This window comes from Bacillus sp. RC240 (assembly GCF_044907945.1).
GTDB lineage: Bacteria > Bacillota > Bacilli > Bacillales > Bacillaceae_G > Bacillus_A > Bacillus_A mycoides.
Genome location: NZ_JBIYCT010000008.1, coordinates 158,004 through 184,842, shown reverse-complemented (window position 1 = coordinate 184,842; position 26,839 = coordinate 158,004). Strand labels below are relative to the sequence as shown.

General features: G+C 36.5%; 32 protein-coding genes. 12 read left to right on the top strand and 20 right to left on the bottom strand.

The features are described from left to right. Positions 1-23: 23 nt before the first annotated feature. Complete coding sequence (locus ABH955_RS22675; RefSeq protein WP_002015867.1) at positions 24-617, top strand: biotin transporter BioY; 594 nt, start codon at positions 24-26, stop codon at positions 615-617. Between the two features lie 45 nt (positions 618-662). On the opposite strand, the gene galU is transcribed toward ABH955_RS22675, so the two are convergent. Together galU and ABH955_RS22665 are read right to left on the bottom strand one after the other, a co-directional pair. Further along, a complete protein-coding gene (gene galU / locus ABH955_RS22670) occupies positions 663-1,550 on the bottom strand; it encodes a UTP--glucose-1-phosphate uridylyltransferase GalU (RefSeq protein WP_002015869.1) in 888 nt (295 codons plus the stop codon). A gap of 152 nt (positions 1,551-1,702) precedes the next feature. Continuing rightward, complete coding sequence (locus ABH955_RS22665; protein ID WP_404491687.1) at positions 1,703-3,427, bottom strand: phospho-sugar mutase; 1,725 nt, start codon at positions 3,425-3,427, stop codon at positions 1,703-1,705. Positions 3,428-3,570: 143 nt separating this feature from the next. Here ABH955_RS22665 and cdaS point away from each other — a divergent pair, with 143 nt between their 5' ends. Further along, on the top strand, positions 3,571-4,176 hold the full coding sequence (gene cdaS / locus ABH955_RS22660; protein ID WP_002067925.1) for a sporulation-specific diadenylate cyclase CdaS: 606 nt from the start codon (positions 3,571-3,573) through the stop codon (positions 4,174-4,176). A gap of 189 nt (positions 4,177-4,365) precedes the next feature. On the opposite strand, the gene pepA is transcribed toward cdaS, so the two are convergent. The 5 genes from pepA to ABH955_RS22635 all read right to left on the bottom strand — a co-directional run bounded on the left by pepA (position 4,366) and on the right by ABH955_RS22635 (position 8,988). After that, on the bottom strand, positions 4,366-5,850 hold the full coding sequence (gene pepA / locus ABH955_RS22655; RefSeq protein ID WP_404491686.1) for a cytosol aminopeptidase: 1,485 nt from the start codon (positions 5,848-5,850) through the stop codon (positions 4,366-4,368). A 276-nt stretch (positions 5,851-6,126) separates the two neighbouring features. Continuing rightward, positions 6,127-6,753: a 3D domain-containing protein gene (locus ABH955_RS22650; RefSeq protein ID WP_219301091.1), complete on the bottom strand. Its 627-nt coding sequence runs from the start codon at positions 6,751-6,753 to the stop codon at positions 6,127-6,129. 86 nt (positions 6,754-6,839) lie between these two features. Continuing rightward, positions 6,840-7,157 (bottom strand): YuiB family protein, encoded by a 318-nt coding sequence (locus ABH955_RS22645; protein WP_002089308.1) that lies wholly within the window; start codon positions 7,155-7,157, stop codon positions 6,840-6,842. After that, a complete protein-coding gene (locus tag ABH955_RS22640; protein ID WP_002015875.1) occupies positions 7,154-7,660 on the bottom strand; it encodes an NUDIX hydrolase in 507 nt (168 codons plus the stop codon). Before ABH955_RS22640 ends, ABH955_RS22645 begins: the two co-directional genes overlap by 4 nt. Positions 7,661-7,779: 119 nt before the next feature. Then, on the bottom strand, positions 7,780-8,988 hold the full coding sequence (locus tag ABH955_RS22635) for an NAD(P)/FAD-dependent oxidoreductase (RefSeq protein ID WP_002067919.1): 1,209 nt from the start codon (positions 8,986-8,988) through the stop codon (positions 7,780-7,782). A gap of 464 nt (positions 8,989-9,452) precedes the next feature. On the opposite strand from ABH955_RS22635, the gene ABH955_RS22630 reads away from it, so the two are divergent. The 3 genes from ABH955_RS22630 to ABH955_RS22620 all read left to right on the top strand — a co-directional run bounded on the left by ABH955_RS22630 (position 9,453) and on the right by ABH955_RS22620 (position 12,519). Then, complete coding sequence (locus ABH955_RS22630; protein ID WP_061690105.1) at positions 9,453-10,442, top strand: NAD(P)/FAD-dependent oxidoreductase; 990 nt, start codon at positions 9,453-9,455, stop codon at positions 10,440-10,442. 178 nt (positions 10,443-10,620) lie between these two features. Continuing rightward, positions 10,621-11,097: a GyrI-like domain-containing protein gene (locus ABH955_RS22625; RefSeq protein WP_404454418.1), complete on the top strand. Its 477-nt coding sequence runs from the start codon at positions 10,621-10,623 to the stop codon at positions 11,095-11,097. A 174-nt stretch (positions 11,098-11,271) separates the two neighbouring features. Beyond that, positions 11,272-12,519: an MFS transporter gene (locus ABH955_RS22620; protein WP_098168722.1), complete on the top strand. Its 1,248-nt coding sequence runs from the start codon at positions 11,272-11,274 to the stop codon at positions 12,517-12,519. Between the two features lie 17 nt (positions 12,520-12,536). On the opposite strand, the gene ABH955_RS22615 is transcribed toward ABH955_RS22620, so the two are convergent. Next, positions 12,537-13,418, bottom strand: a complete 882-nt coding sequence (locus tag ABH955_RS22615) for a helix-turn-helix domain-containing protein (RefSeq protein WP_404441871.1) — start codon at positions 13,416-13,418, stop codon at positions 12,537-12,539. A 231-nt stretch (positions 13,419-13,649) separates the two neighbouring features. On the opposite strand from ABH955_RS22615, the gene ABH955_RS22610 reads away from it, so the two are divergent. Further along, entirely contained in the window at positions 13,650-14,111 is a 462-nt protein-coding gene (locus ABH955_RS22610) for a 2-thiouracil desulfurase family protein (RefSeq protein ID WP_404441873.1), read from the top strand. Between the two features lie 30 nt (positions 14,112-14,141). Here ABH955_RS22610 and ABH955_RS22605 read toward each other — a convergent pair whose 3' ends face one another. The 5 genes from ABH955_RS22605 to ABH955_RS22585 all read right to left on the bottom strand — a co-directional run bounded on the left by ABH955_RS22605 (position 14,142) and on the right by ABH955_RS22585 (position 16,852). Beyond that, complete coding sequence (locus ABH955_RS22605) at positions 14,142-14,495, bottom strand: YxeA family protein (protein ID WP_078203758.1); 354 nt, start codon at positions 14,493-14,495, stop codon at positions 14,142-14,144. A 177-nt stretch (positions 14,496-14,672) separates the two neighbouring features. Further along, entirely contained in the window at positions 14,673-14,858 is a 186-nt protein-coding gene (locus ABH955_RS22600; protein WP_404442586.1) for a hypothetical protein, read from the bottom strand. Positions 14,859-15,022: 164 nt separating this feature from the next. Continuing rightward, positions 15,023-15,376, bottom strand: a complete 354-nt coding sequence (locus ABH955_RS22595) for a HesB/IscA family protein (protein WP_002034566.1) — start codon at positions 15,374-15,376, stop codon at positions 15,023-15,025. 41 nt (positions 15,377-15,417) lie between these two features. Continuing rightward, the gene (dapF, locus tag ABH955_RS22590) at positions 15,418-16,284 is read right to left on the bottom strand and encodes a diaminopimelate epimerase (protein ID WP_002015893.1); all 867 of its coding nucleotides are present in this window, start codon (positions 16,282-16,284) and stop codon (positions 15,418-15,420) included. Between the two features lie 328 nt (positions 16,285-16,612). Then, positions 16,613-16,852 (bottom strand): YuzB family protein, encoded by a 240-nt coding sequence (locus tag ABH955_RS22585; protein ID WP_002015892.1) that lies wholly within the window; start codon positions 16,850-16,852, stop codon positions 16,613-16,615. Positions 16,853-17,280: 428 nt separating this feature from the next. Here ABH955_RS22585 and ABH955_RS22580 point away from each other — a divergent pair, with 428 nt between their 5' ends. The 3 genes from ABH955_RS22580 (at position 17,281) to ABH955_RS22570 (ending at position 20,052) form a co-directional block, all read left to right on the top strand. Then, positions 17,281-18,351, top strand: coding sequence for an NAD(P)/FAD-dependent oxidoreductase (locus ABH955_RS22580; RefSeq protein ID WP_002015890.1), 1,071 nt, complete (start codon positions 17,281-17,283; stop codon positions 18,349-18,351). A gap of 263 nt (positions 18,352-18,614) precedes the next feature. Further along, complete coding sequence (locus ABH955_RS22575) at positions 18,615-19,274, top strand: ABC transporter ATP-binding protein (RefSeq protein ID WP_404491685.1); 660 nt, start codon at positions 18,615-18,617, stop codon at positions 19,272-19,274. After that, positions 19,258-20,052 (top strand): ABC transporter permease, encoded by a 795-nt coding sequence (locus ABH955_RS22570; RefSeq protein ID WP_002191065.1) that lies wholly within the window; start codon positions 19,258-19,260, stop codon positions 20,050-20,052. Before ABH955_RS22575 ends, ABH955_RS22570 begins: the two co-directional genes overlap by 17 nt. Positions 20,053-20,102: 50 nt before the next feature. Here the strand turns inward: ABH955_RS22570 and phnA are convergent, their stop codons facing one another. The 4 genes from phnA to ABH955_RS22550 all read right to left on the bottom strand — a co-directional run bounded on the left by phnA (position 20,103) and on the right by ABH955_RS22550 (position 22,518). After that, a complete protein-coding gene (gene phnA, locus ABH955_RS22565) occupies positions 20,103-20,444 on the bottom strand; it encodes an alkylphosphonate utilization operon protein PhnA (protein WP_404441879.1) in 342 nt (113 codons plus the stop codon). A 281-nt stretch (positions 20,445-20,725) separates the two neighbouring features. Beyond that, positions 20,726-21,499 (bottom strand): DUF2628 domain-containing protein, encoded by a 774-nt coding sequence (locus ABH955_RS22560; protein ID WP_404441881.1) that lies wholly within the window; start codon positions 21,497-21,499, stop codon positions 20,726-20,728. Positions 21,500-21,852: 353 nt separating this feature from the next. Beyond that, on the bottom strand, positions 21,853-22,227 hold the full coding sequence (locus ABH955_RS22555; RefSeq protein ID WP_002167451.1) for a hypothetical protein: 375 nt from the start codon (positions 22,225-22,227) through the stop codon (positions 21,853-21,855). Between the two features lie 36 nt (positions 22,228-22,263). Next, a complete protein-coding gene (locus ABH955_RS22550) occupies positions 22,264-22,518 on the bottom strand; it encodes a DUF7660 family protein (RefSeq protein ID WP_404491684.1) in 255 nt (84 codons plus the stop codon). An 89-nt stretch (positions 22,519-22,607) separates the two neighbouring features. Between ABH955_RS22550 and ABH955_RS22545 the strand changes: the two genes are divergently transcribed. Continuing rightward, positions 22,608-23,084, top strand: coding sequence for an SMI1/KNR4 family protein (locus ABH955_RS22545; protein ID WP_404454430.1), 477 nt, complete (start codon positions 22,608-22,610; stop codon positions 23,082-23,084). A gap of 350 nt (positions 23,085-23,434) precedes the next feature. Here the strand turns inward: ABH955_RS22545 and ABH955_RS22540 are convergent, their stop codons facing one another. Together ABH955_RS22540 and ABH955_RS22535 are read right to left on the bottom strand one after the other, a co-directional pair. Next, on the bottom strand, positions 23,435-24,229 hold the full coding sequence (locus tag ABH955_RS22540; protein WP_002015900.1) for a nucleotidyltransferase domain-containing protein: 795 nt from the start codon (positions 24,227-24,229) through the stop codon (positions 23,435-23,437). A gap of 52 nt (positions 24,230-24,281) precedes the next feature. Next, positions 24,282-24,590, bottom strand: coding sequence for a YuzD family protein (locus ABH955_RS22535; RefSeq protein WP_000248590.1), 309 nt, complete (start codon positions 24,588-24,590; stop codon positions 24,282-24,284). A 206-nt stretch (positions 24,591-24,796) separates the two neighbouring features. Here ABH955_RS22535 and ABH955_RS22530 point away from each other — a divergent pair, with 206 nt between their 5' ends. Next, positions 24,797-25,033, top strand: coding sequence for a NifU family protein (locus ABH955_RS22530; RefSeq protein WP_000431159.1), 237 nt, complete (start codon positions 24,797-24,799; stop codon positions 25,031-25,033). A gap of 435 nt (positions 25,034-25,468) precedes the next feature. Then, positions 25,469-25,684, top strand: a complete 216-nt coding sequence (locus tag ABH955_RS22525; protein ID WP_001137788.1) for a hypothetical protein — start codon at positions 25,469-25,471, stop codon at positions 25,682-25,684. 59 nt (positions 25,685-25,743) lie between these two features. Here the strand turns inward: ABH955_RS22525 and yutH are convergent, their stop codons facing one another. Continuing rightward, positions 25,744-26,745, bottom strand: a complete 1,002-nt coding sequence (gene yutH, locus ABH955_RS22520; RefSeq protein ID WP_002089339.1) for a spore coat putative kinase YutH — start codon at positions 26,743-26,745, stop codon at positions 25,744-25,746. Between the last annotated feature and the right edge of the window lie 94 nt (positions 26,746-26,839).

The window sequence follows — 26,839 nt, the reverse complement described above, 5'->3', positions numbered from 1 at the left end:
AAACACAACTGGAGGTTAACATTATGAAGAAGCTTCATGTTTTAGATTTAGCATTAGCTGCCATGTTCGTCGCTCTTATGGCTATTGGTGCAAATATTGTATCGTGGGCACCATTCTTACAAATAGCGGGCATTCCATTATCTATGCAACCGTTTTTCGCAATTTTAGCAGGTCTTCTTCTCGGGAGTAGACTTGGGGCATTATCAATGACTGTTTACATGCTTGTTGGAGTAGCAGGTGCGCCAATCTTCGCTAACTTCAAAGCTGGATTTGGAGCACTTTTAGATCCTACTGGTGGTTTTATTATCGCATTTATTATCGTTGCTTACGTATCAGGAAAACTAGTAGAACAAAAAGAACGACCAACATTCAGCACCTTTGCAATTTCTTCTTTCGTCGGAATCATTTTAACGTATATTATCGGTACTACTTATATGTACGGGGCAGTCAATATTTTCATGGGTGGTAATATGAGTTATAAAGCTGCCTGGATGATTATGATGTGGTTCGCAGTAAAGGATATTGCGTTTACAATTATCGGCGCTATTATCGCACCTCGCATATACTATGCTGTACGTCGTTCCGCTTATCAGCATTCTCATTCGACGATTTCATAATAAACAAGGAGCTGTTCCTATAGGAACAGCTCCTTGTTTATTATATTAAGACTCTTGCTTCATTTGCTCGTCTAAAACTTTCTTCATCATTACTAGCATATCATCACGTAATTCTGGGTGCTGCAATGCCATTTCAATTGTCGTTTGAACGAATCCTAATTTTTCACCAACGTCATAACGCTTTCCTTCAAAATCATATGCAAATACACGTTGAATTTCATTTAAGCTTTGAATTGCATCCGTTAACTGAATTTCGCCACCCGCTCCAACTTGTTGCTGTTCCAAGAACATAAAGATTTCAGGAGTTAAAATGTAACGTCCCATAATCGCTAAGTTTGAAGGCGCAGTACCTTGCGCTGGTTTTTCAACGAATTTACGAACTTGATAACGACGTCCCTCTTGCTCTAACGGATCAATAATTCCGTAGCGATGTGTTTCTGCTTCAGGAACAGTTTGTACACCAATAACAGAAGAAAGTGTTTTGTCATACTCGTCCATTAATTGACGTAAACATGGTTTTTCAGCTTGAACGATATCATCGCCTAATAATACTGCAAACGGCTCATCACCAATGAATTTACGTGCGCACCAAACAGCATGTCCTAATCCTTTTGGTTCTTTTTGTCGAATGTAATGGATATCTACCATTTTAGAAGAAGCTTGTACTTTTTCAAGTAACTCATACTTTTTCTTCTCTAATAAGTTTTGCTCTAATTCAAATGCGTTATCAAAATGATCTTCGATAGAGCGCTTTCCTTTACCAGTAACGATAATAATATCTTCGATGCCTGATTTTACTGCTTCTTCTACGATGTATTGAATTGTTGGTTTATCTACAATTGGAAGCATTTCTTTTGGCATTGCTTTCGTTGCTGGTAAAAAGCGTGTTCCTAATCCCGCTGCCGGGATAATTGCTTTTCTCACTTTTTTCATGACAAATACCCTCGCTTTTCATTCTAATTCTCTTAGTAAAGTGCAAATTTATAACACTCGCTCGTAATAATCCTCTACATCAAACAAAACTACATGAAAAGAGGAGGCCGTTCTCCGTTCTCCTCTTTTCCTATCAGTAGCATTCTATTCTATTATAAACGATTCATAATATCTTCTTTAATAGTAAGTAACTTTTGTTCACTATTTTGTAAGGAATCATCTTGTACACCAAAGTAGAATTTAATTTTCGGCTCTGTTCCAGATGGACGTAAGCAGAACCAAGAACCATCTTCTAATTGATATTTTAACACATTTGATTTCGGTAAGTGAATCTCTTCCTTATTTCCATCTTGTAACGTTGTAACGATGCTTTCTTTATAATCCTCAACTGCAACGACTGTTAAACCAGCTACTTCTTTCGGAGGATTCTCACGGAATGTTGCCATCATCTTTTGAATCTGTTCGGCACCATCTTTTCCTTTTAACGTTAACGATACAAGGTCCTCACGGAAGAACCCATACTTCTTAAATACTTCTAGCAGACCATCGTATAACGTTTTACCTTGTGATTTGTAGTATGCAGCTACTTCACATGCAAATAGGACGGATTGCACCGCATCTTTATCACGGCAGAATGAACGGATTAAATAACCGTAGCTTTCCTCATAACCGAATTGGAATTCATATTGTCCGCTTTCTTCATACTGTTTAATTTTTTCGCCGATAAATTTAAATCCAGTTAACGTATCAACTGTATCTAAACCGTATGCTTTTGCGATTGTACGGCCAATTTCAGACGTTACGATTGTTTTTAAAACAACACCGTTTTCTGGAAGCGTTCCGTTTTCCTTCTTTTGTGATAATAAGTAATCAAGCATTAATGCACCTGTTTGGTTACCAGTTAATACTTGGAACTCACCATCGTGATTGCGAACTGCTACACCTAGACGGTCTGCATCAGGATCTGTTGCGATTAACACGTCTGCGCCTACTTTTTCACCGTCGCGAATTGCATACTCAAACGCTGCATGCTCTTCTGGGTTTGGTGATTTTACTGTAGAGAAATTTGGATCTGGTAACTCTTGCTCTTTTACAACTGTTACATCTGTAAATCCAACTTCTTCTAAACCACGGCGTACCGAAATATTTGATGTTCCATGCAATGGTGTAAAGACGATTTTTAAATCTTTTCCTACTTCTTTCACCATCTCTTTATTAATAATGACATTGTTCAATTCTGCTGCATAAGCATCATCTACTTCTTGTCCAATTATATGTAATAAACCGTCAGCTTTTAATTGCTCAACATCAGCAACTTCAACTGTTAATTCATTCTCTACTGCATTTACGTAGCTAATTAACTCATCAGCTTCTTTTGGAGGCAATTGTCCACCATCGTCACCATATACTTTATAACCATTATATTCAGGCGGATTATGGCTTGCCGTAAGAACGATTCCACTTGCTGTATGTAAATGACGAACTGCGAAAGAAAGCACTGGTGTTGGACGTAAGCTTTCAAATACATATGTTGTAATACCGTGTGCACCAAGAGTAGCAGCTACTTCCATTGCGAATTCAGGTGATTTATGACGAGAATCATATGCGACAACAACACCGCGTTTTTTCGCTTCTTCACCTAAGTTTTCAATAAACATAGCTAATCCTTTTGTTGCTTTACGAACTGTATATACATTTAAACGGTTCGTACCAGCACCAAGTTCACCACGCATACCACCTGTGCCGAACTCTAGATTTTTATAAAAGCTATCCTCGATTTTCTTCTCATCTTGCTTCATGTTTTCTAGCTGTTCTTTTAATTCTGCGTCTAATTCTGCATATGAAAGCCAGCGACTAAATTCTTGTTTCCAATTCATACTTCCATCTCCTCTCGCCTGTCGTACCTTCATTATATGAAAAAAACAACCTGAATCTCAATATTTTTTAAAATCTAGCAGGATTTTACTATAAATATTTGTATACACTATGGTTAAATACTCCACCAAAGGGAATGAGGATTATGCAAGAATGGGGCTTGTCAGAAGAGCTCAAAATAAAAACAAAGCAGATGATTGAAATTGCTGAAAAAGAATTATCAAACATGAAGCATGCAATCGATAAAGAAGATGAATGTATTTTATGTAAAATGGAAGATATTCATCATATGTTAACAAATGTACAGACGTTAGCAGCTACATATTATATTCAAGCATATTTATCACCTTATACGGAAAGTTCACATTTCATCACTACAGCTGTCCAACATTTAAGCGCTCGAAAACACGGTGCTCTTATTATTGTGGAACGAAGTGACGCTCTTGATTCTTTCATTCAAACTGGAACGACATTAAACGCACACTTAACCGCGCCACTACTTGAATCGATTTTTTATCCAGGGAACCCTCTTCATGACGGAGCCGTTCTCATTAAAAATAATCATATTGTCTCAGCAGCTAATATTCTCCCATTAACAAAAAGCATGGAAATCAATCCTGAGCTAGGAACACGTCATAGGGCCGCAATTGGCTTATCCGAGAAAATTGATGCACTTATATTAGTTGTCTCTGAGGAAACAGGGCGTACTTCATTCGCATTAGGCGGGACGTTATATACGATTTCTTTATAGGACGAATCTTTCACTATATAGCACTTTTTGGAACGGTAAAATAATAAATGAAATTATATGAACCGTAACTCCAAATATATCGACGTTTCGACAAGGAGTATCGACTTACCGACAAAAACTTACAATAGTCATACCATATCAATAAGAAAAGGCTATCCCAAAAATTTGAGACAGCCTTTTCTTCAAAAATTATTCTTCTCCGAAACGCTCAACAAGTGTTGCAAGTGTACGCACCATTGCACCTGTTGCTCCAGATGGTCCTAAATCATGTGCTCCTGATGTTTCAGATGTTCCAGCGATGTCTAAGTGTACCCATGGTGTTTCTTCTGCAAATTCACCAATGAATGTCCCAGCCATAACCGCATGTCCTTCACGGCCTGGTGAGTTATTTAAATCAGCAAATTTACTGTTTTTGACACGTTCTTTATCACGTTCAAAAATCGGCAATTGCCAAATTGGCTCATCCGTTTCCATAGAAGCCTCTAACACTTGTTCAAACAATTCTTCATTATTTGTCATCGCGCCTGTTGTATGATTTCCAAGTGCAACAATTACACCGCCTGTTAATGTTGCAACATCAACTAAGTAATTTGCGCCAAGTTTCTTCGCATACGTAATACCGTCAGCTAACGCTAGGCGACCTTCTGCATCTGTATTTAATACTTCAATTGTTTTTCCGCTCATAGATGTAATAACATCATCTGGCTTAAATGCTGTACCACTTACAACGTTGTCAGTTGATGGAATAACAGCAATTACATTTTGCTCGGGGCGAAGTTCACCGATGATCTCCATCGCGCCAAGAACAGCTGCAGCTCCGCCCATATCACCTTTCATACCAACCATGCCTTCACGTGGCTTTAAAGAATAACCGCCTGTATCATATGTAATCCCTTTTCCAACAAATCCAATTACATCTTTCCACTCTTCTTTTCCTTTATAAATAAGAGCGATCATTTTTGGAGGTTCAGTAGATCCTTGGTTTACTGCAAGTAATGCACCCATACCAAGCTCTTCCATCTCTTCTTTCTCAAGAACCTTATAATCCATATCGTATTTTTCTGCTAATTCAACTGCATACTCAGCAAGCTTTGTCGCTGTTAATACGTTTGGCGGCATATTTACAAGCGTACGAGCTGAATTCGTTGCACGTCCATGTACGTATCCTACCGTTAATGCTGCTTCAATTTCTTGTGCATCTTCTGCTGTAATAGCCGTAAACTTCTCTAATTCTACACGATCCTTTTTATCTGTTTTATACGTTTGTAATTCATATGTACCAAGACCTTGTACTTCTGCCGCAATATGAGCTACATCAATCGCATCTAATTTATCTGTCACGAAAGAATCAAGTAAGATTGCTGCATCTTGTACTTTTGCTGCTTGTAACGCTTTAAACGCCTTACCAAGAGCCGCACGTAACGTTTCTGTTGTATATGACTCTTTCTTACCTAAACCAACAAAATAATAACGTTTAACATTTGTTTTTCCTAAGCTATGTACTTTTGAAATGGCTTTCTTCTTAGTTGAAAGTTCTTTTTCTTCTAATAAAACTTGTAATTGTCCTTCAAACGCTTTATCCAGTTCTTGTACAAAGCTACTCGTTTTATCTTCTTCAAATAAGGAAACAATTACCGCTTCATGACTTACTAATTCTTTTTGTACTTGAAACATGTTCAGACCCCCTAAATTTCTCTACGTCCATTATAACTTTATTTTCGATAAAATGCGACAATTCTAAATTCTGTCATTTCATATAAAGTGAAACTTTAATCAGCCCGCACCAATCGGGCGTTTACGGGCAGCAGGGCTCCCCCCTAACTTCTTTGCCCTAGCTGAATTTTGAGGTGGGAGTTTTACCGGCCGCAAATAGCAGGATAAAGATGCTATCTCCAATATCTTCTATGGTGAAATAAGACAAGAAAAAAGTCTAGCGTTATTGCCACTAGACTATCTTTGTTTTAAATATTGTCCACGAAACACTTGCATCGTTTCGTCTTGATTTAACATCGTTAACTCTTCTTCCGAAAACTTGCCATTTCCTATTTTCACTATATACACATTTACTTTTTTCTTACCCCATTGGCTATAAACATCTTTCACCGTATCATAATATAAATCGAGACGATTTCCTTTTATAGCACCGCCCTTATCAGCCACAACACCATATCCGTAACCTGGCACGAATAGAATTGTCCCAAGCGGGAATACGCGTAAATCGGCAGCGATTGTGGAATATAAATCCCTTTTTGCTTTAACACCTGAATATGTAATGCCATACTCTGGATGCCCCGCCCTCTTTCCAGTTGACTCTATACCTGATGTATAACCAGTTGCAGTCATTTCTATAACACGATATTTAGACCAGTCATTTGCCTGCTCTAAAGCATTTATCACTTCTTTACTCGGAGCAACTTTTTTCTCAATCTCTGCTGCATGTACTTCTTTTACACTTGTTCCTTCATATGATTTTATAATCTCTAATAAAGAAACTCCTGTGAAAGCCTGCCATGTTACGCATAATGCGAATGCAAGTAAACAAGTCATCATAATGCGAATACAATATCGTTTTAACATTTTTATATTCCACACTCCTTCATCGTTAATCATTCCCTATACGATGAAGGAATATGCAAAAAAATAATCTCCAAATTGATTGGAGATTAAAACATTTGATATCCACTTTTTCGAAGTTTTTTAATTATGATTCCTGCTAAAGCAGCACCTACTAATCCAGTAGATAGAATAAACACATCTGCGTGTCCTAAATGCGATACACTTGTCCCAAATGAAGAAAATGTTTCTTTTGGCTTTGAAAAATAGTCCCATACACTCGCTTTATTAATAATAAGCATACAAATAATCGGATATACAATAACCATTACCCACGTAGCTCGCAAAATCATGTTGAGTAAAAATCCAATTCCAAAAAATAAAATAAAGAACAACATCATTGAAATAAGTAGTACCGGTATACTCACTTCTTCTCCCTCTCCTTCGCATACGCCGTAAACACATGATAAGCCGTATAACCAAATTGCTCTCCTGGATTTAATGTTTTGTCCATTTCAAAATGCGACTCTGCTCTTCCTTCTAATAAATATTTGATGAGTACAGAAGTATTTTGATCATCTGCAATATTTTCCGGATGTAAAAAAGCTACTTCCGACAATTCTTTCTCCTGTACAATAACGTCTTCTCCCTCTGGTTCTAGAAGAAAAATAATCATATTATCACTAATTTCATTATGAATAACACCTGAGCGAATACCAATGATCCCCTTTACATGAGCAACAATGCCTGTCTCTTCCAATATTTCACGTTTCACAGCTTCATCAACAGTCTCGCCTTCATTAACAAAACCAGCAGGTAAAGACCATTGCCCTTTCAATCCACCGTATTTTTTCTTAACGAATAGCCATCTCCCATCTTCTGTAGCTACTAAGCCACTGACAGCTAACCACACTTTCCCTCGCTTCCCCATGATGTAACCTCCTCCATCAAAACGAACAGAATATTCTTTCTTTTTGTTTATTATACTATATTTTCAATACGAAAAAAGCAGAAACAGCTCATAGCCGTTTCTGCTTTTTCTACTATATATTAAAAGAACTTCAATTTACCTTTTTTAAGAACTAATAAAGGTCCGCCTAGTAAGAATAAGTAACGGTTGTCAATTACTTTCTTCATGAATGAAGCTTTCCAACCTGTTAACTTTTTGCCCATAACAACGCCCATTGCATCGTCATGACCTAATGAACATACAGATCCTTTATTATCAAATGCGAACTTTTTCATTTCACCTTTGCCGCGAACTAACACAGTTAAATTGTGTGCAATATTATAACCTTCTTGAATTGCAATCTGTGCTGTTGGTGGGTATGGACGGTTAATTTCTTCGTTGATGATTAACGCTGCATCACCAACCATGAATACATCTTCATGACCTGGAGCGTGCATGTACTCATCCACTTTAATACGTCCGCGCATTGCTTCAAATCCAGACTCTTCCACAATACCATTACCACGAACACCTGCAGCCCAAACTACAGTTTCAGATTTAAGAAGTTCAGCATCATCACCGTTTGCAACGATAATACCTTCTTCAGTTGCTTCCTTAATTGCTGTACCGATGCGGAATTCTACACCTTTTTTCTCAAGTTGTTTTACAGCGTACTCTACTAATGCTGGATCGAAACCAGGAAGTGCTGTTGGAGCAGCTTCTACACAGATGATACGTGCTTTTTCACGTGGAACATCATACTCTTTGCAAAGTTCAGGAATACGGTTTGCAAGCTCACCTACGTACTCGATACCAGTAAATCCAGCGCCACCAACAACGATTGTTACTAACTCATCACGTTTTTCAGTCGCATATTGAGCGAATTTTTCTTCCATATGCTCACGAATTTGACGAGTTGCATTAATGTTAGTGATTGAGAATGCATGCTCTTTTAATCCTTTAATTCCGAACGTTTCTGATTCGAAACCAAGACCGATTACTAAGTAATCATACTCTAATTCACCATCTTTTAAGATAATACGTTTTTCAGCAGCTTTAATCTCTACTACTGTATCTTGTACAAAGTTCACTTTATTTGTATCGATAACGTCTTGAATATCTAGACAGATTTTATCATCTTGTAATGTACCAGCTGCACTCTCATGTAACCAAGTTGCTTGGTAGTGATAGCTGTTGTTGTTTACTAACGTAATTTCAGCTTCACTTACAGATAATGTTTTTTGCAGACGAACAGTCGTAATCATCCCGCCATAACCTGCACCTAAAACTACGATTTTTGGAGTCTTCACTAAATCACAACCCTTTTCTTTATATAATAGTAATAAAAAATAATACCAAGTACTAAAAACTCTATTTGTCAAGAATGTGGAATTTATCACATTCTATATCATAACAAAACGCAGTCAAAAAATCGTACGAAATTTGTCATAGAAATTTAACATAATACTTCCCTATATTAGTCGGTTTCATTCCATAATTCAAGCACCTAGAGAATTATCAATATTTTAAAATAACATAGCGTTTTCAAGGGTTTTTTAGCCTTTTTTTCATGTATTTTCCTTTCGCTATATTTTATACAATTCTAAAACATCTATGCGCAAACTTACTTATTATTCAGTCGTTTCCAGAAGTATTATTAACTGAAATATGCTATCATTTATTTGAAAGTGTCATCATTTGCAGGATTTTCATGTACATATGAACAATATATGAAATCAATATTAAAATTCCATCATCTATAGGGGGAATGAAAATGACAGAAAATCAAAAAGTTTACGACATAACGATTATTGGTGGTGGCCCAACAGGACTATTCACCGCATTTTATGGCGGAATGAGACAAGCAAGTGTAAAAATTATTGAAAGCTTACCTCAACTTGGAGGGCAATTATCCGCACTATATCCCGAAAAATATATTTATGATGTAGCTGGATTCCCAAAAGTGCGCGCACAAGAGTTAGTTGATAACTTAAAAGAACAAATGAAAAAGTTCGATCCAACTGTTTGCTTAGAAGAAGCTGTTGATACGCTTGAAAAACAAGCTGACGGTATATTTAAACTTGTTACAAATAAACAAACTCACTACTCTAAATCTGTCATTATTACTGCTGGTAATGGTGCTTTCCAACCACGCCGCTTAGAATTAGAAGGCACAGCAAAATATGAAAAGAAAAACTTACATTATTTCGTTGATGATATGAATAAATTTGCTGGAAAACGCGTCGTTGTATTCGGCGGTGGTGACTCAGCAGTAGATTGGACAATGATGTTAGAACCGATTGCGGACAAAGTTACAATTGCTCATCGCCGCGATAAATTCCGTGCACATGAACATAGCGTAGAAAGCTTAATGAATTCCCGTGCAGAAGTAAGCACACCTTACGTTCCAGTTGAACTTATCGGTGATGATACTATTGAACAAGTTGTTCTTCAGCACGTAAAAACAGAAGAAAAAATTATCATCGATGTTGATGACGTAATCGTAAACTACGGCTTCGTTTCTTCACTTGGTCCAATTAAAAATTGGGGCTTAGATATTCAAAAGAACAGCATCCTCGTGAACTCAAAAATGGAAACAAATATTCCTGGCATTTACGCTGCTGGTGACATTTGTACATATGAAGGAAAAGTAAAACTCATTGCTTGCGGCTTTGGTGAAGCACCGACAGCAGTAAACAATGCAAAAGCTTACTTCGATCCAAACGCAAAACTTCAACCAATGCATAGCTCAAGTATGTTTTAATATAGAAATGAAAAGAGCTCCTTTTACATGAAAGGAGTTCTTTTGTTATAAAGATCCCTAATCCAAATTACCTCTCTTTCTTCACAGCTATGTACTTTAGAAAAAAATACCACATACTCCTAAAATATGTTACAATAAAACAGAACGTACGTTTCATTCAATGGAGGGGAATTTTATCATGAAAGAACCTATTATCATTAAGAAAGAAGCTTTCCAAGCAATCGGCGTTTCTATTACGACGACAAATGAGAAAGAAGCATCTACTGAAGGAAAAATCCCACAACTTTGGAACCAATACTTCCAAGAACAAATCATGCATCACATCCCAAATCAACAAACCAAAGAAACATTCGCTTTCTACTCAAACTACGAATCAGATGAAACTGGTACATATCAATTTACTATTGGCATGCCTGTTTCTTCATTAAAAGACGTTCCTGAAAATATGACAACTTTAACAATACCTACTGCTACGTATGCGGTATTTACAACGAGAAAAGGTCCTGTGTCTGAAGTCGTTTGTGAAGCTTGGGAATATATTTGGCAATGGTCGAAAGAAAACAAACGTGCTTTTACAACAGACTTTGAGCTTTATGACGAAAATGCAGTAGATCCAAATAACGTACAAGTGGATATTTATATCGCTTTAGCGTGAATGACAAAAAGAAGATACCCTTTGGTATCTTCTTTTTTGTCGTTAAATAGCCACTGTGCAAATTCATTATTATTGTCTACAATGAGAAAGTGCAGTATAGAAATATTAGAAACTGTATAAAACGATTGTTAATAGGTTTTTCAGTCTAAATTTGGTACATAGAAAGGAAGCAATATGGAGGAACTACAACAAAATAAATCTGCTTTAGAAGGAAGCGGAAAACCGTTATTAAAAAATACGAATTTCCTTTTTCTTTGGGCAGCTACTCTCTTTTCAAGTTTTGCTTTAGCCTTTTTTACTTTTTCACAAACATGGTACATAGCAAAAACATTAAACCTTGAGGCTTCACTCGGTATTGTTTTCGTGGCTCTTAGTGTTCCAAGGCTCATCTTTATGATTATCGGCGGAGCATTAGCTGATAAATTCCCGAAAAAAAATATTATGTTTTACTCTAATATTATTCGCGCTATTCTTGTCGCAACCATTCTCACCTGGTTCATCGTCGGTGATGTAACACTATATACATTTGCTTTGTTCGCTTTGTTCTTCGGACTTGCTGACGCTTTCTTCTGGTCAGCAGATGGATCTATTCTGCCTGAACTTGTAGAAAAAAGCCGTTTAACACAAGCAAATTCACTTACTCAAATGACAAACCAAGGATCGGTCATCTTGGGCCCTGTACTTGGCGGTATTCTCATTAAATTTACGAACTATGAAACAATCTTTTCAATTACAATCCTGCTACTCATTATCGCTGCGATACTCGTACAAAAAATACAATTTACAGTACCCGAAAAAAATGAAACAGATAAAGGCATGTTTACTTCTATTAAAGAGGGAATTTTATATGTAAAAGAATCACCATTTCTTTCAACTTTCCTTATATGTAGCGCCTTTTTAAATTTATTTTTAATCGGCCCAATGCAAGTAGGCTTCCCGCTCTTCGTCAAAAACGTTCTGCACGGTGATTCACTTCAGTTTAGTTACTTAGAAGCGTCTGTTGGCGGCGGGATGGCGATAGGAGCTGTCATTGTCGGATTAAAAAACATTAACCGCAGACGTGGTCTATTTTGTATTATCATGATGCTACTGTCTGGTGTATTCTTCCTAGCCATCAACTTTAGCACTGTACTTTGGCAAGCGTTATTAGCTGGAATGTTTTACGGTATTACAATTGCGATGGCTATCGTTCCACTTATGGCGATGATTCAATCAACAGTAAAAGAAGAGATGATGGGACGCGTTATGAGCTTACTCATGCTTTCATCGATGGGATTCATTCCACTCTCTTACGCATTTACATCGCTTGCACTTGGGATAGGCATTCCAATTGTAACGGTTATGAAAAGCGGTGCAATCGCTGTTATCGTCTTTGTACTATTTGTAGCAATTCGTGTTCCAGTTGTAAGAAAGTTCGATTAGCTACTTGGAGTCATGTATTATACGCATGGCTCTTTTTTAAATGGATCGAATAACGGTATTCCCTTACTTCTCCTTAATGCCGCTCCCCACTCTAATCCAATTTCTAAAAATAAATCTCGCATCGTACTATACAATAGTGCTCCAACATCTTTACGAATTTCTCCGTACTTATACGCTCTCACAACACTTTTCACCCTCCAAATTAAATTTCCACGCACTTCTTCATCAGCTAATATTCCCTCTAATAAAGCACCTTGCTCTAGTAATCCGCTCTTTTTATAAGCAAGTTCCACCTTACTCCAAAATATATTAATCTTCTTCGGATTACTCGTCATCGGCACCAGTGCATATATAAAAGGCTTAGGTATATCGTGACGACAATACGTTTCATCAAGCTCGTACGTTACTTTTCTTTTCTCTTTTATTTGTGGAATGTTTTTAGAAAGAATTGTTTCCCCCTCATTTTTTTGCTCGTTTCCACTACAGCCATCTGTATGATCATCACTTTCACATGCGGACATTTTCATACGGTCATCCATGCGGTCAATTGCAGATTTAAGAAATACATATAAGTTTGCACTATATCCCCCGCGCTTATATCTTTCTTTTGTCGCAACACGCTTTATAATTCCAAGCTCCTCTAGCTTCGCAATCGAGCGACGTACTGTACGAATACTCTTTCCAATATTCGTCGCAATTGTCTCCATTAACAGACAAGCAACACCAACTGTTTCGTTCTTCTCATTAACCGCATATTTTCCTAAAAAATGAATGACGGCAGAATCAGTCTTATTTAGTTGAAACTGATAACATTTAAAAACTTGTTTTTGATATACATTAAACTCTTCTTTACTTCGAAATTCACTATATGGTTTCATTAAATTATATAAGCTTCCCATTTTTATCACCTCATTTATAGGTAAGAGTCAGGAAGAGAAATTGGCGTGATATTTAATATTTTTTATCCCGCATTAACGGGCAGTAAGACTCCCACCTCCAGATTCGGCGAATGCGAGGAGGTTAGGTGGGAGATCAACTGCCCGTAAAAGCCCGATTGGTTCAACTAATAATCAGTGGGGGATGGACAAAACCCCCACTGATTAAATTTTCACTTTATTGGAGATGAAAATATGATTGTAATTAGTGCTTGTTTAGGTGGTATTGCTTGTCGGTATGACGGTAACGATAATCTCGTTTCAAAAATAGAAGAGTTATTACAAAGGGAAGATACCATCCTCGTTTGTCCCGAAGTATTAGGCGGTTTACCAACACCACGCCCTTCTGCTGAAATTATCGGCGGTAATGGCGATGATGTTTTAGATGGAAAAGCAAAAGTAATGACGAAAGAAGGACAAGATGTCACGGAGGCTTTCGTGCGTGGTGCTTATAAAGCATTAGAACAAATAAAAGCTTTAAACCCAGAATATATAATTTTAAAAGAACGCAGTCCATCTTGTGGTAGTTCTACTATTTACACAGGGGAATTTAACGGCAATAAACAAACTGGTTACGGAGTGACAACTGCTTTATTCAAAAGGCATGGATTTAAAGTAATTTCAGAAGAGGATTTTGAGAACGAAAAAAGGAATTGACCTTGTTCGTCAATTCCTTTTCCATCTGTCTTATTTCACACCTAATTTTTCTTTCACTTTCGCAGGAAGCTCGTCCTTTTTCACTTCTTCCCAAGCAGTTACACCTTTTTCATCTGAGTGGAATACACGCAAAAATGCTTCTTTACGAAGATTTTTCGCAGCGGTAAATTCCATTTCTTTTTCTTTACCATCCTTATCAAATGCAGGTAGCTTATACTCGAATGATTTGTGCGGCTGACCACTATCAGCTTTTTCATTCTTTTCGATTCCATCAGTAGTAATTTGAACGTAGTACTCATCTTTACCCATACGGTTTAAATCACAGCCAACTAATAGACTTGCAAATACAACTAAAATACTAAAAAGTGCAATATATCTTTTCATTTCCTTCACCTCATGTGTTTTTCTTATATTGTTATCTTAAAGCCTAAGCTTTAAAGAAGAAATTCAAAAACATGACATGAACATTACACTTTTGTAAGATAGTAAATTAAAACTTTAATCAGTGTTTTTTCATTGAAAACGTCATTGACACTCATCTAGCCTAGTCATGACAATCTATTAACGCCAATAACGTCTTCCACGCCAATTTTTCCACTTGTCACGAATCTTATCACGTAATTTCCTTATACCGCTTATTACACCTTCTATTACGCACTCTATTATGATATCTATTACAATGTAACTTACAAATCTAATTATAGGTTTAATCACATATCTCCTTACGAATTCAAAAATATCGTCGATCTTGCGTCCCCTTCTTCTTGCATATATTCGTTATCTTTGTCATGCTCTTTTTCTTTTTAGCGCAAAAGAAAAGACCTTCCTAACGATTTGGTTTCATCGCTAAGAAGGTCTTTATATGCAACCTACCCATTCAATTTCCACTTAGAATAAAGGGATGAAAAAACTTAGCAATCTTCTGGCTTACCAGCATTCGACGCTGTACGGAAAGATGATCCGCATCCACATGATGCGATCGCGTTTGGATTGTCGATTGTGAATCCGCCGCCAAGCATAGATTGTTTATAGTCAACTTTTACTCCTTTTACAATCGGAGCACTTTCTTTATCGATAACAAATTCAACACCGAAAAACTCAAGAACTGTATCGTCTTCTTTTGGTTCTACTTCAAATCCTAAGCCGTAAGAAAGACCACTACATCCGCCGCCATGTACAGCAAGGCGCACGTACTTCTCTCCATCTTCAGCATCTTTTAACATATCTTTAATTTGAAAAGCTGCTTGTTCTGTTACTTCAATCATGAAATACACCATCCTTTCTGTTCTCATTCTATTATACATCTTTACGCTTCTATCTTGTACTCATACACTCCGCGGCAAATTATTTCCGCAGGTCCTTTCATTAATACATTTCCTTCTTCTGTCCATGCGATCATTAAGTCGCCGCCTGCTAAGTGAACCGTAATTTCTTTACCGTGTTCCATTTTCCCATTTAAAATTGCCGCAACGACAGCTGCGCATGCTCCTGTCCCGCAAGCTTGTGTTACACCAGATCCTCGTTCCCAAACGCGGAAATTCATCTCTTCATCATTCAAAATCTCGATGAATTCAACATTCACTCGCTCTGGGAACATTTCATGCGTCTCAAGAACCGGTCCTAACGTTGTAAGAGGCGCTTTTTCTACATCATCAACAAAAATAACCGCATGTGGATTCCCCATCGAAACAGCTGTAAATGCATAACGGTGATTATTGTATAAGAAGTTTTCACGAATAAATGGTGTTTCTCCTTCACCAAGCATCGGTATCTCTTCACGTGTTAAACGAGGTGCTCCCATGTCGATTTTCGCTAATGTAACTTTGTCATCTTCTACCGTTACTTCTGCCGTAACAATGCCCGCTAACGTTTCAATTGTGAAAACTTTACCTTCTACTAGTTTATGCTCATACGCATATTTCGCTACGCAGCGTAAACCATTTCCACAGCTCTTTCCTTCTGAGCCATCGTTATTAAACATGCGCATTTTTACTGGTGCCACGTCAGAAGGACAAATTAAAATCATTCCATCTGCACCAATACCAGTATTAATATTTGAAACCTTTTCCGCTACAATTGCTAAATCTTCTTCTCTAATTTGTTCCTCAAACATATTTACATATATATAACTATTTCCAAGACCATGCATTTTTGTAAAAGAAAATTGGCTCATTTTTATTCACTCCAAAAATAATTTATTATTTCAAGTATAAAATGCATGCTTTTAGAACACAATATGAATGTCCCCCGTTTCTCATATTTGACAGTGTTTTGGCAATAAGCCGTTCTTACACAAATCGTGTAAGAAAAAAGCCCTTCTAAAAGGGCTTTTTTTTTCGAAATAAACACTCCTAATAAAGTGAAACTTTAATCAGTGGGGGGACGGGCAACAGGGCTTCAACCTAACTTCTTTGCTTCAGCTGAATTTTGAGGTGGGAGTTTTACTGCCCGCAAATAGCGAGATAAATGAAAAAAGAAAAACGTTGCCTGTTTGCAACGCTTTAAAACATTGGATTTTCATCCATATAATCATATACATTATTTACAAGTTCTTCTACTGTTGCACCTTGTACCACTTCACCATTTACAAGTGCAAATGGACCTTCAAAACAGATACCACAATATCCTAAACAACCATATTCCATTACGTCTAAATTAGGATCTTTTTCTAATTTTTCTAAAGCTGCTTGCGAACCGCTTGCAAGGTTACCTACACAAAATTCGATTAATGGTTTAATCAAAACTCTCTCCCCCCTGTATCTCTAAACAAATTACCATTTACTTTATATGGTATGTGCATACCTAATTTGCGAAACGGATAAGTAACCCTCTCTACTTGTTACCATTCCACTTTATTTATAAGAAGAAAACTAAGCTGTTTCTTGTTGTTTTCGTTATATATTCTAAACTATTTAGTTACTTCACTATTTCACTTCATAATAGATGGTCTTCTTTATATAACATACTACTCATAATGAAATAGTAAATAGTAACTAGAAAATGAAAACCACTTACTTTACTTTTCTTCTTATTGTACAACAGAGTATTCATTCATGCATTGTTATTTGTTCACAAATTCGATATAATTTGATTGTGTAAAGTCAAAATATTTTATTAATATAAAATTGTATGATTAGGGGATATTTCAACAGAAAAGGGGTAATCCATCATGAAACACCTCGTACTACTAGGTGGTGGCTACGGTGGAATGAGAATTCTGCAGCGGCTACTTCCAAGCAACCAACTTCCAGATGATGTACAAGTGACATTAATCGACAAAGTACCATATCATTGCTTTAAAACTGAATATTATGCATTAGTTGCGGGTACAATTTCAGAAACGCATATTCGCATACCGTTTCCTGAGCACCCACGTCTCAATATTCAATACGGAACAGTAACAAATATTGACCTCGAAACGAAGGCCGTTCATCTCGATGGCGGTGAAACGATTCAATATGATGATTTAATTATCGGGCTTGGCTGTGAAGATAAATACCATAACGTTCCTGGGGCGAAGGAATATACACATAGCCTACAATCAATTGAACAAACACGTAAGACATATGAACAATTAAATAGCTTAGAACCAAATGCAACAGTAGCTGTCGTTGGGGCTGGCTTAAGCGGCGTTGAAGTGGCAAGTGAACTTCGCGAAAGCCGTTCAGATTTAAAAATCTATTTATTTGATCGAAAAGATAGAATTTTATTCCCATATCCAGAGAAATTAAGTAGATACGTAGAAGAATGGTTTGTAAAACATAAAGTTACCATTATACGAAACTCTAACATTACAAAAGTGGAACCAAACATTGTATATAACCATGATGAACCACTTGAATGTGATGCAATCGTCTGGACAGCTGGTATTCAAGCAAATGAAGTTGTTCGAAACCTTCCAGTTGAACAAGATGGTAGCGGACGGGTTGTTTTAACAAAATATCACAATATTCCAAACAATGAGCACGTTTATGTCGTAGGAGATTGTGCAGCACTTCCACACGCACCATCTGCTCAACTTGCTGAAGGTCAAGGAGAACAAATTGTCCAAATATTATTAAAACGTTGGAATAATGAACCCCTTCCTGATGAACTGCCTGTTATTAAATTAAAAGGTGTTCTCGGTTCTCTCGGCAAAAAACACGGATTTGGTTTACTAGCAAACCAACCCTTAATGGGACGTGTACCGAGATTATTAAAATCCGGTCTTCTTTGGATGTACAAATATCATAACGGTTAATACTTTAAAGGCTGCCTACATAGTAGACAGCCTTTTTCTATTCATTTTTTGTAACTACTCAGTCATTCTATGAAAAACCGACAGAAAAGTATTTTTTTAAATGGTCAAGAGGGACTGGCTATGCATAGGATCAGTCAGTGCCTTTTCCTGCCACGCGCAAAGTTTTAAAACAAAGAAAAAAGATGTTCCTTCTAAAGAGACTTTATTTTTCTATTTTTCTCTCTTTTTGATACGATATAACTAGAATCAGAAAGGAGCAATTTATGTTTATATTAAAAGACATCACATATAAAGATATTCTACACATTCCTTATTTACAGATTCAAAAAGAAAAAACAACTTGTATTATCGGTGAAAGTGGTAGTGGTAAAAGCACATTACTTCGCATGTTAAACGATTTACAATCACCCACATCTGGCACAATTGAATATAACGGAAAATCTATTTTAGATTATCCTCCCATTCAATTACGCCGTGAAGTTGTCATGCTCGGACAAACTCCGCCTATTTTTGATGGAACAATTAAAGATAATTTATTAATGGGACTTCGATTTTCTGAAAAGCCATTTCCAAATGACGATGCCCTGCAAGGCGCATTAACGACTGTTAGCCTAGATAAAAAATTAGAAGATAACTCCTCTTCTTTATCAGGTGGCGAAAAACAAAGACTTGCTTTCGCTCGTATTATACTAATGGATCCGCCCGTCTATTTATTAGATGAACCAACTTCGGCACTAGATGGTGACACAGAACGCCGCGTTATGAAACAATTCACTCTACTGGCAAAAGAAAAGAAAAAAACAGTTATCTTCATCACGCACTCGCAACAACTTCCAGAAGAAATCGCAGACGATATTATTGAAATTAGTAAAACAAACGGTGCAACTAGAAAGGAAGTGCTATCAATTGAAGGGCGTTATTGAACTACAAATTTGGCAACTTGCAGCTGCATATATTTTCATCCTTATTTTAATCGGGCTTGTGAAATTAAAAGGAATACCGCGTGAGAAACAAATTACAATTGCTACATTACGTATGACAATTCAGCTCGTACTAGTCGCATATGTTCTTACATACATATTTGAAAATAGTAATCCGTTTTATACAATAGCTCTCATTACTTCTATTACTACATTTGCGATTTTCAACATTTATAAACGAATAAACCTTCCTATGTCAAAAGAATTAAAACGAGTAGCCGCCCTCTCCATGATCGCTGGATCAATTGGCCCTCTTCTACTATTTATCTTTGTCATTATCGGACACGATCCTTGGTATGCTCCGCAGTATATCGTTCCTATTGCCGGCATGCTAATCGGTAACGCTATGACAGGTATTTGCCTCGGGGCAAACACCTTTTTAAACAGTATGAAATCACAAAGAGACCATATTGAAGGTGCACTTATGCTTGGCGCAACTCCAAAACAAGCAGCTGCTCCGCTCATACGGGACGCTTTCGATTCTGCTATTTTACCAACAATTAATTCCATGGTCGGAATGGGAATTATAAGTCTTCCAGGCATGATGACAGGACAAATTTTATCCGGTGTATCACCATTTACAGCTATCCAATATCAAATTGCGATTATACTTGGCATTTCTGGAAGTACAGCTTTCTCTGTTATTATCTTCTTACAGCTTGGGTATAAAACGTTCTTTAATAAGCGGTGCCAGTTGAAAGAAGTTGAAGTACAATCATAAAAAAGACGCTCTGCAAGTTACTTACAGAGCGTCTTTTTTCTTTGCTAATCTTACACTTTCTTAACGAACTGTGATTTTAACTTCATAGCTCCGAAACCATCGATTTTACAATCAATATCGTGATCTCCCTCAACTAGACGGATACTCTTTACTTTCGTACCAATCTTTACAACTGAAGAAGTTCCTTTTACTTTTAAATCTTTAATTACAGTAACAGCATCGCCATCTTGAAGAACGTTTCCGTTCGCATCTTTTACAACTTTTGCACCATCATTACTTTCAGCTTCCGCTTCTTGACCCCACTCATGGGCACATTCTGGACATACGAAAAGAGCGCCATCCTCATACGTATATTCTGAATTACATTTTGGACAATTTGGTAAAGTAGCCATAAATTCATTTCCTCCGTTCATTATTTATACGTAAAAATCAAATCGAATTTTTACATGTCGATAAATAAAATTTGTATAGCATTTCTTTATACTGCCATAGTCTCACGTTATTGACAAGCCTACCTCAAATTCTCATTTTTTATTGTATTTTACAAAATTTCAATTAGTATGGCGTTTGTTTACTAATGTTTTTCTCTTCTTGTTACATATCCTTTCTCATAAATAAAAAGAAGAATCTTCATTAGACTCTTCTTTTTGCGATACATCATTATCTATTTATATTAATACCAGGCATTTTCTTCAATATAAAATTGATACTCTTCTGCTTCTTCTTCATTTAACTTTTTATCGTTTAAATAAATTTCTTTCCATTCAAATCTCTGTTTATCTAAATACACAGCGAACTTAACCTTTACATCCTTTTTTTCCTCATAATCATAACCAGTAAATTCTACTATATCAAAACGTCCTTCTTTTTTTACATACGTCCATTTTGGATCATCAGTAAAAACTTCCAATGTAATCCCTTCATCACTTAAACGAACTACATCTTTTATATTTGGTTCCGTCGGTAAATACGATAACCCATAACCAGCTGCACCAAATACTACAAATAATAACGCATTTAATCCAAGCATAATCCCAACATGAGTGCCACCCTTTGTTTGGAAGTAATAATTGTGTTGTGCATCAGATAACTCTTTTGCCTTATGTAAAACACGAACTGTATGCTTGTAATATAAACGATTCCCTTGCCATCCAGTAAATAGCATAGTTCCGAAATAAACAATAAAATCGATCCACATCGGGATATCTATAAAAACAGAGGTAATTAAAGTAGGAACTCCTACTAATGCAATAATAATAAATAATTTATACATTTTGCGATAAGCTAACCACAATAATGGGAAGAAAAAGGCTATCCAGTTCCAACTATTTCCCGTCTCGGGATCTTTTGCTTTCCCCCACTTAAAGTCGTAATATGCAGTATTATTTCTCACAACTTTATGTAACTCTTTAGGAGCTATCGCTTCCTGTAAAACAGTGCCCTTCACGTACATCATCCTTCTCTTATTTCTATATAACTTTATTGTATATCTATAAAAAGAAGGAATCTAACAAAAAATAGTTATATTTCATAAAAATGAACAAAAATCGAATACATTCCGACAATTATCCATTCTATATTCCATTTTACTATTAAATATATTAGAATACTCATATATAAGACATTTAATACACTATGTTAAACATCTTGTATATTCGTAAAAAAGGATGTATCAAAATCATTTTGACACACCCTTCTCCTATTAAACTACTATTGTAATATGACCTAGCCTAAAATCTCGACTTAAGAGACTTCACAAATTAGCTCTCTACTATTTCAAACATATTTCCACTTACACAACTATCCCACATTACCCTTCACTTTCTCAATAACATCTTCTATACGCTTAGCTATACATTCTGGCTCCCAATCTCCCTCACCATGCATAGCTGTATAAACCGGACAATTCTCATCATTACTATCTACAAAGATCGGGTCTCCGAGATACGAATCTATCCCAATTACAATCCACCCGTCTTTCCAATCTCCCTCTTCATTTCCGACTAAGCTTTGCCCTCCCTCATCAAAGCTATAACCAAGTTGTCCTTCTTCTATTTCTTCACTATTAAATAATTCGATTGTCATAGGTTCAAATTCACACTCTAACTCAATTTCATTATCCTCAGCGCGATCTACATGTGCTAAAAGTTGTTTAATTTTATTGTGGTTAATCATAATATCTTCTCCATTAGATCTTTTAAAAATTTAATTTTATTCATAATAAGCTGCTGCAAGCAACGTCTGGGCAATAAACTTCCATGGAATATTTTCTGGAAGCTTCTCCCCTTGATTTATATAAACACCTTCATAAGCACCTAACCAACCATGTAATACCTCTAAATAAGTCTCTACCTCTATATTCTCCCATTCATCTTGATTCACTTTGAAATCCTTTTGAAGATATACAAGAAACTTCAACAAGTCTTCCTTAGAATTTACATGATCAAGGTATTCAAATACATCCATATTTATTCCCCCTTTCTATTGCTCGTCATTTAAACTAACTATAATATATGAAATAAGATTCTTAAAACTATTATTTGAGGTGACCAAATATGAAGACTACACTTTGGGCAGAAGATGACTATTTAAAATTAGCACCTATTAACGACGAACTAATAAAAAAAGCAGAAGAAGTACTAAACGTAAATCTCCCAGAATCGTACATAAATCTTCTAAAAGAACAAAACGGAGGAACTCTTCGATTAGATGCTCATCCTACTTCAGAGCCAACTTCTTGGGCAGACGATCACGTTAATGTTTCTGGATTATATGGCATTTCTTTTGATGAAAATGAATCTAGTATTTTAGAGAGCCATTATTTAATTCAGGAATGGGACATGCCTGAGAATATCGTGCTTTTATCTGGTGACGGACATACGTGGATTGCATTAGACTATCGAAACGTAGCTGAAAATCCTCCAGTTATATTTATCGATAATGAGTTTGAGGAAATTATTGAATTAGCACCTAACTTTGAAAGTTTCTTACAAAATTTAACTACATACAATTATGATGAAGATGAAGAGTAAACCTATCTCTAAAGGAGTGCGCAATAGTGCAAGATTTCATTATAAAGTGAAACTTTAATCAGTGGGGGTTTTGTTCATCCACCACTGATTATTAGCCTTCACCAATCGGGCTTTTACGGGCAGTTGATCTCCCATCTAACTTCTTTGCTCCAGCCGAATTTTGAAGTGAGAGTCTTACTGCCCGTTAATGCGGGATAAACATCAAAAAGAACAGTCTATTGCATAATGTTTCACATGAAACTATCCATATTTTAGATTATCTTTCGACTTCTCATTCCTTGCAAAGTACTTTTTCATTATATAAAAATAGTAAAAGCATCCTTTATATGAAGGATGCTTTTACTATTCACCTACCACTTCCCCCTACACTCTTCAATCAAACACAGCAAATACCTCTTCGTCATATCAGCCCTCCTCCAAATAGAGAGCTTGCGCTTTCCCTTTGGATTATTTCGCATTCGCTCTACCTCTTTTAATAAAGGCTCCCATTCTTTCGCTGAACGTTCTAATAAGTATTGTAATCCTCTATCTTTTGAAACGATTGTTTCATGATCTAACGTATATAAAATACGTCCCATCGTAACGACAGCTGATTCTACCCATTCTTCTATGAAAAATAAATAAGGACGCTTCGCTTTTTCAAGCCAGTAATGTTCTACGTTGTATTTCATTGTATTTACTACATCGTCCCACTTTATTTGAAAGGAAAGGTCTTCTACTTCTTTCCCGCTAACTGTAATACCTTGATTTTTCAATGTCCACCATGTGACCGCGTTAATATCCCAATGACCAATATCAGCCTTACCATCTGCACAATACACGTACTCATTCATTTCATCATTGTATTTCCCTAAATCAGCAAGCGGAATATACATACCATCCATTCTTTTACCTAACGTACTTTTACTATTTTTTTTATGCAGTTCTATAATTTGTTGTTTTTCAGCTTCATTCACGGAATCACTTATTACCGTAACAAAGTCAACATCGCTCGTTTCTATATGAAATGCTCCTAGCGCGATTGATCCGTAAATATATACCCCGACTATTTTTTCATCCGAAAAAATTTCTTTTAATTCTACTATGTACTGCTCCATTAATTGCTTTACTTCTTCTGGTAAAGCATGTTTTATTCCATTCTCCACATCTATCCCTCCAATAAAAAAAGCCTTCGCAAATTCGCAAAGGCTTCCTGCTTTATAAATATTTCTCGATTTCTTCGTAAACATCCTTCAAACGAGGATTTCCTTCTCCCACAATTTCTCCATTTACAAGAACGACCGGATAAAATAGATCTTCTTCCACTACGCGCTCTGCGAATGCTTTTTTATCTTCATCTTCTTGTTCTTCTTGAAAATCAATATACTCGAAATTAAATTTATTTTCTTGTCCTTCATATTTACGACCAATCGCCGCTTGTAACCACTCAAACGTTTCTGTTGAAGATGGCATTCCGACGCAACTCGCACAAATCACTTTCGTCCCATACACTTGCACATTAACCATTTCTTCTCCCCCACTTCTTGCCCTAACAGTATATTCAGATGTCTTAGTACATAAGCACATCATTTTACAAACTTATTCCATACCCCTATACTGAAAAAACACGTTGTACACACGATATAATATTTTGACAATAAAACAAGAAGAGAAAAAATAGATTTTCCCCTCTATCTTGATTATAATAAAACTGATGAAAGGAGTCGATAAAAATGGAAAACCCACATATGCAAGAACAAGTACTAGAGGTATTAGATAAATTACGTCCATTCTTACTTCGCGATGGCGGAGACGTTGAATTAGTAGACATTGAAGAAGGTATCGTAAAATTACGCCTTATGGGTGCATGCGGAAGCTGCCCAAGTTCTACAATCACACTAAAAGCTGGTATCGAACGCGCACTACTTGAAGAAGTACCAGGCGTTATTGAAGTAGAACAAGTATTTTAATTAAAAGCGGAAGCGGCTCGTCCAAAATGTGAGGAGGATGGAGCTTCTGACATAGAGGCGCTTTTTGCCTCGGCGGAAGAAGCGAAGCCACCGAACATTTTAGCCGCTGGAGCTAGATAATATCTAAAAGCGGAAGCGGCTCGTTCAGAACAGAAGGTCATTGGAGCTCCTGACGAAGAGGCGCTTTTTGCCTCACAGGAAGGCGCGAAATGGCCGACTGTTCTAGCCGCTGGAGCTAGACATTATCTAAAAGCGGAAGCGGCTCGTTCAGAATCGCTTCCTAGAAAGAGACCCAAATGGGTCTCTTTTTTTATTCAAATAACACTTCCCCTTTAACATCATAAAACAAAATTGGAAATCCTTCTCAAAAAGTGCGATAATTAATACTATAGAATCGTTCACACATATACAGAAAAAAACATAGGGGGACGACACATGCCAAGAATGGGGAACACTTTCTTAACAATTCAAGAACTAGAAAAGAAAAAAGAGTATTTATTAGACCTTTCATCCGTTATACCAACATGGAATGCAAGTTATCAATTTTTATTTAAAGAAATCCAGCAAGAATTATTGAGTAAAGTAAATGAAAAAATCGAAAGACATCAATTCATTTTAAATATATGTGCAGATCAACAGGTAGGGGCATAATGTATTACATACAATTGTGATATATAAAAAAGAGACCTCACCCGGTCTCTTTTTTCATTTTAAGACAGCCAATCTAATTTCCTAATGCCTAACTTATCAACAGGTAAACGAAATGACTCGTAAAAATGATTCATAAATTGCTCAGTGCGCTTCACATCATGTAAAATGATTTCTAAACGGGCTCTATATATGCCTTTTTGTTCTTCGTTTCCTGTTTGATAATATCGTTCAATCGTTTCAAAGTAGTGAAGCGGGAACAGAAGCCTTGCGAATAATAAGCGCCAACCAAATGAAGAGAGCGAATAATTACGTTCATAATCTGTAATGAATTGAACTACCGTTTGCTCCCAATCTTTCTTTTTTTCTATCATCATATAGCGAATACATTCTGCTATATCTCTACTTGGGTGATCATATACCCAATCAAAAGGAAGTTTTAAACGCTTCGTTTGCTGCCATAATAAAGGTGTAAATCGTTCTTGGCAAATTGTTGCTGCGTCAGTTATTTGTGGTGTATCGTCCATTTCTGTATCGACAACATATTGAATTGCATTTTCTGCAACTCCTAAGTAATACGGGAAGGATTCAATAAACAATTGATCGAATACGTCTGAAGGATGGTTCATCACTTGCGATTGCCAAAACCTTTCTAATTGGTCGAGCCTTTTTTCCCATAATGCTTTCCATTCACCAATGCGGCTTAATTGCTCAACTTCTTCTGGAAAGAATGCGCCACGTTTATGGAATATAGAAAGCTCACTTCCTAATGATGTAGCATGTCGCTCTAACATACGCATACCTTTTAATAAGCAGTAATTTTTTTCTTCTATCTCACTTACATAGTAGCCGTGTATAGTCGGAACGAAAGTCGAAACAGTTATATCCCCTTGCTGGTTCATATAATCACTGAGCTTTTTCATCTCTACAAGTACTTCTTCCTCCATTTCTCCAATTGGAACAAGTACATAAATTTTGTTGCGAATCCAAAAGCTTTTATAGGGGCCAAGGGGGATTAATTCTTTAACATGCATGTGATAATGCTCATAAATATGCTGAATCATCGCAGTCGCCACCTATGGTTTTTCTTTATATATATGAGCTTGTGCTCGCCTTTCATTCCTATGCACATGATAAAGCAACGAAACGTATACAAAT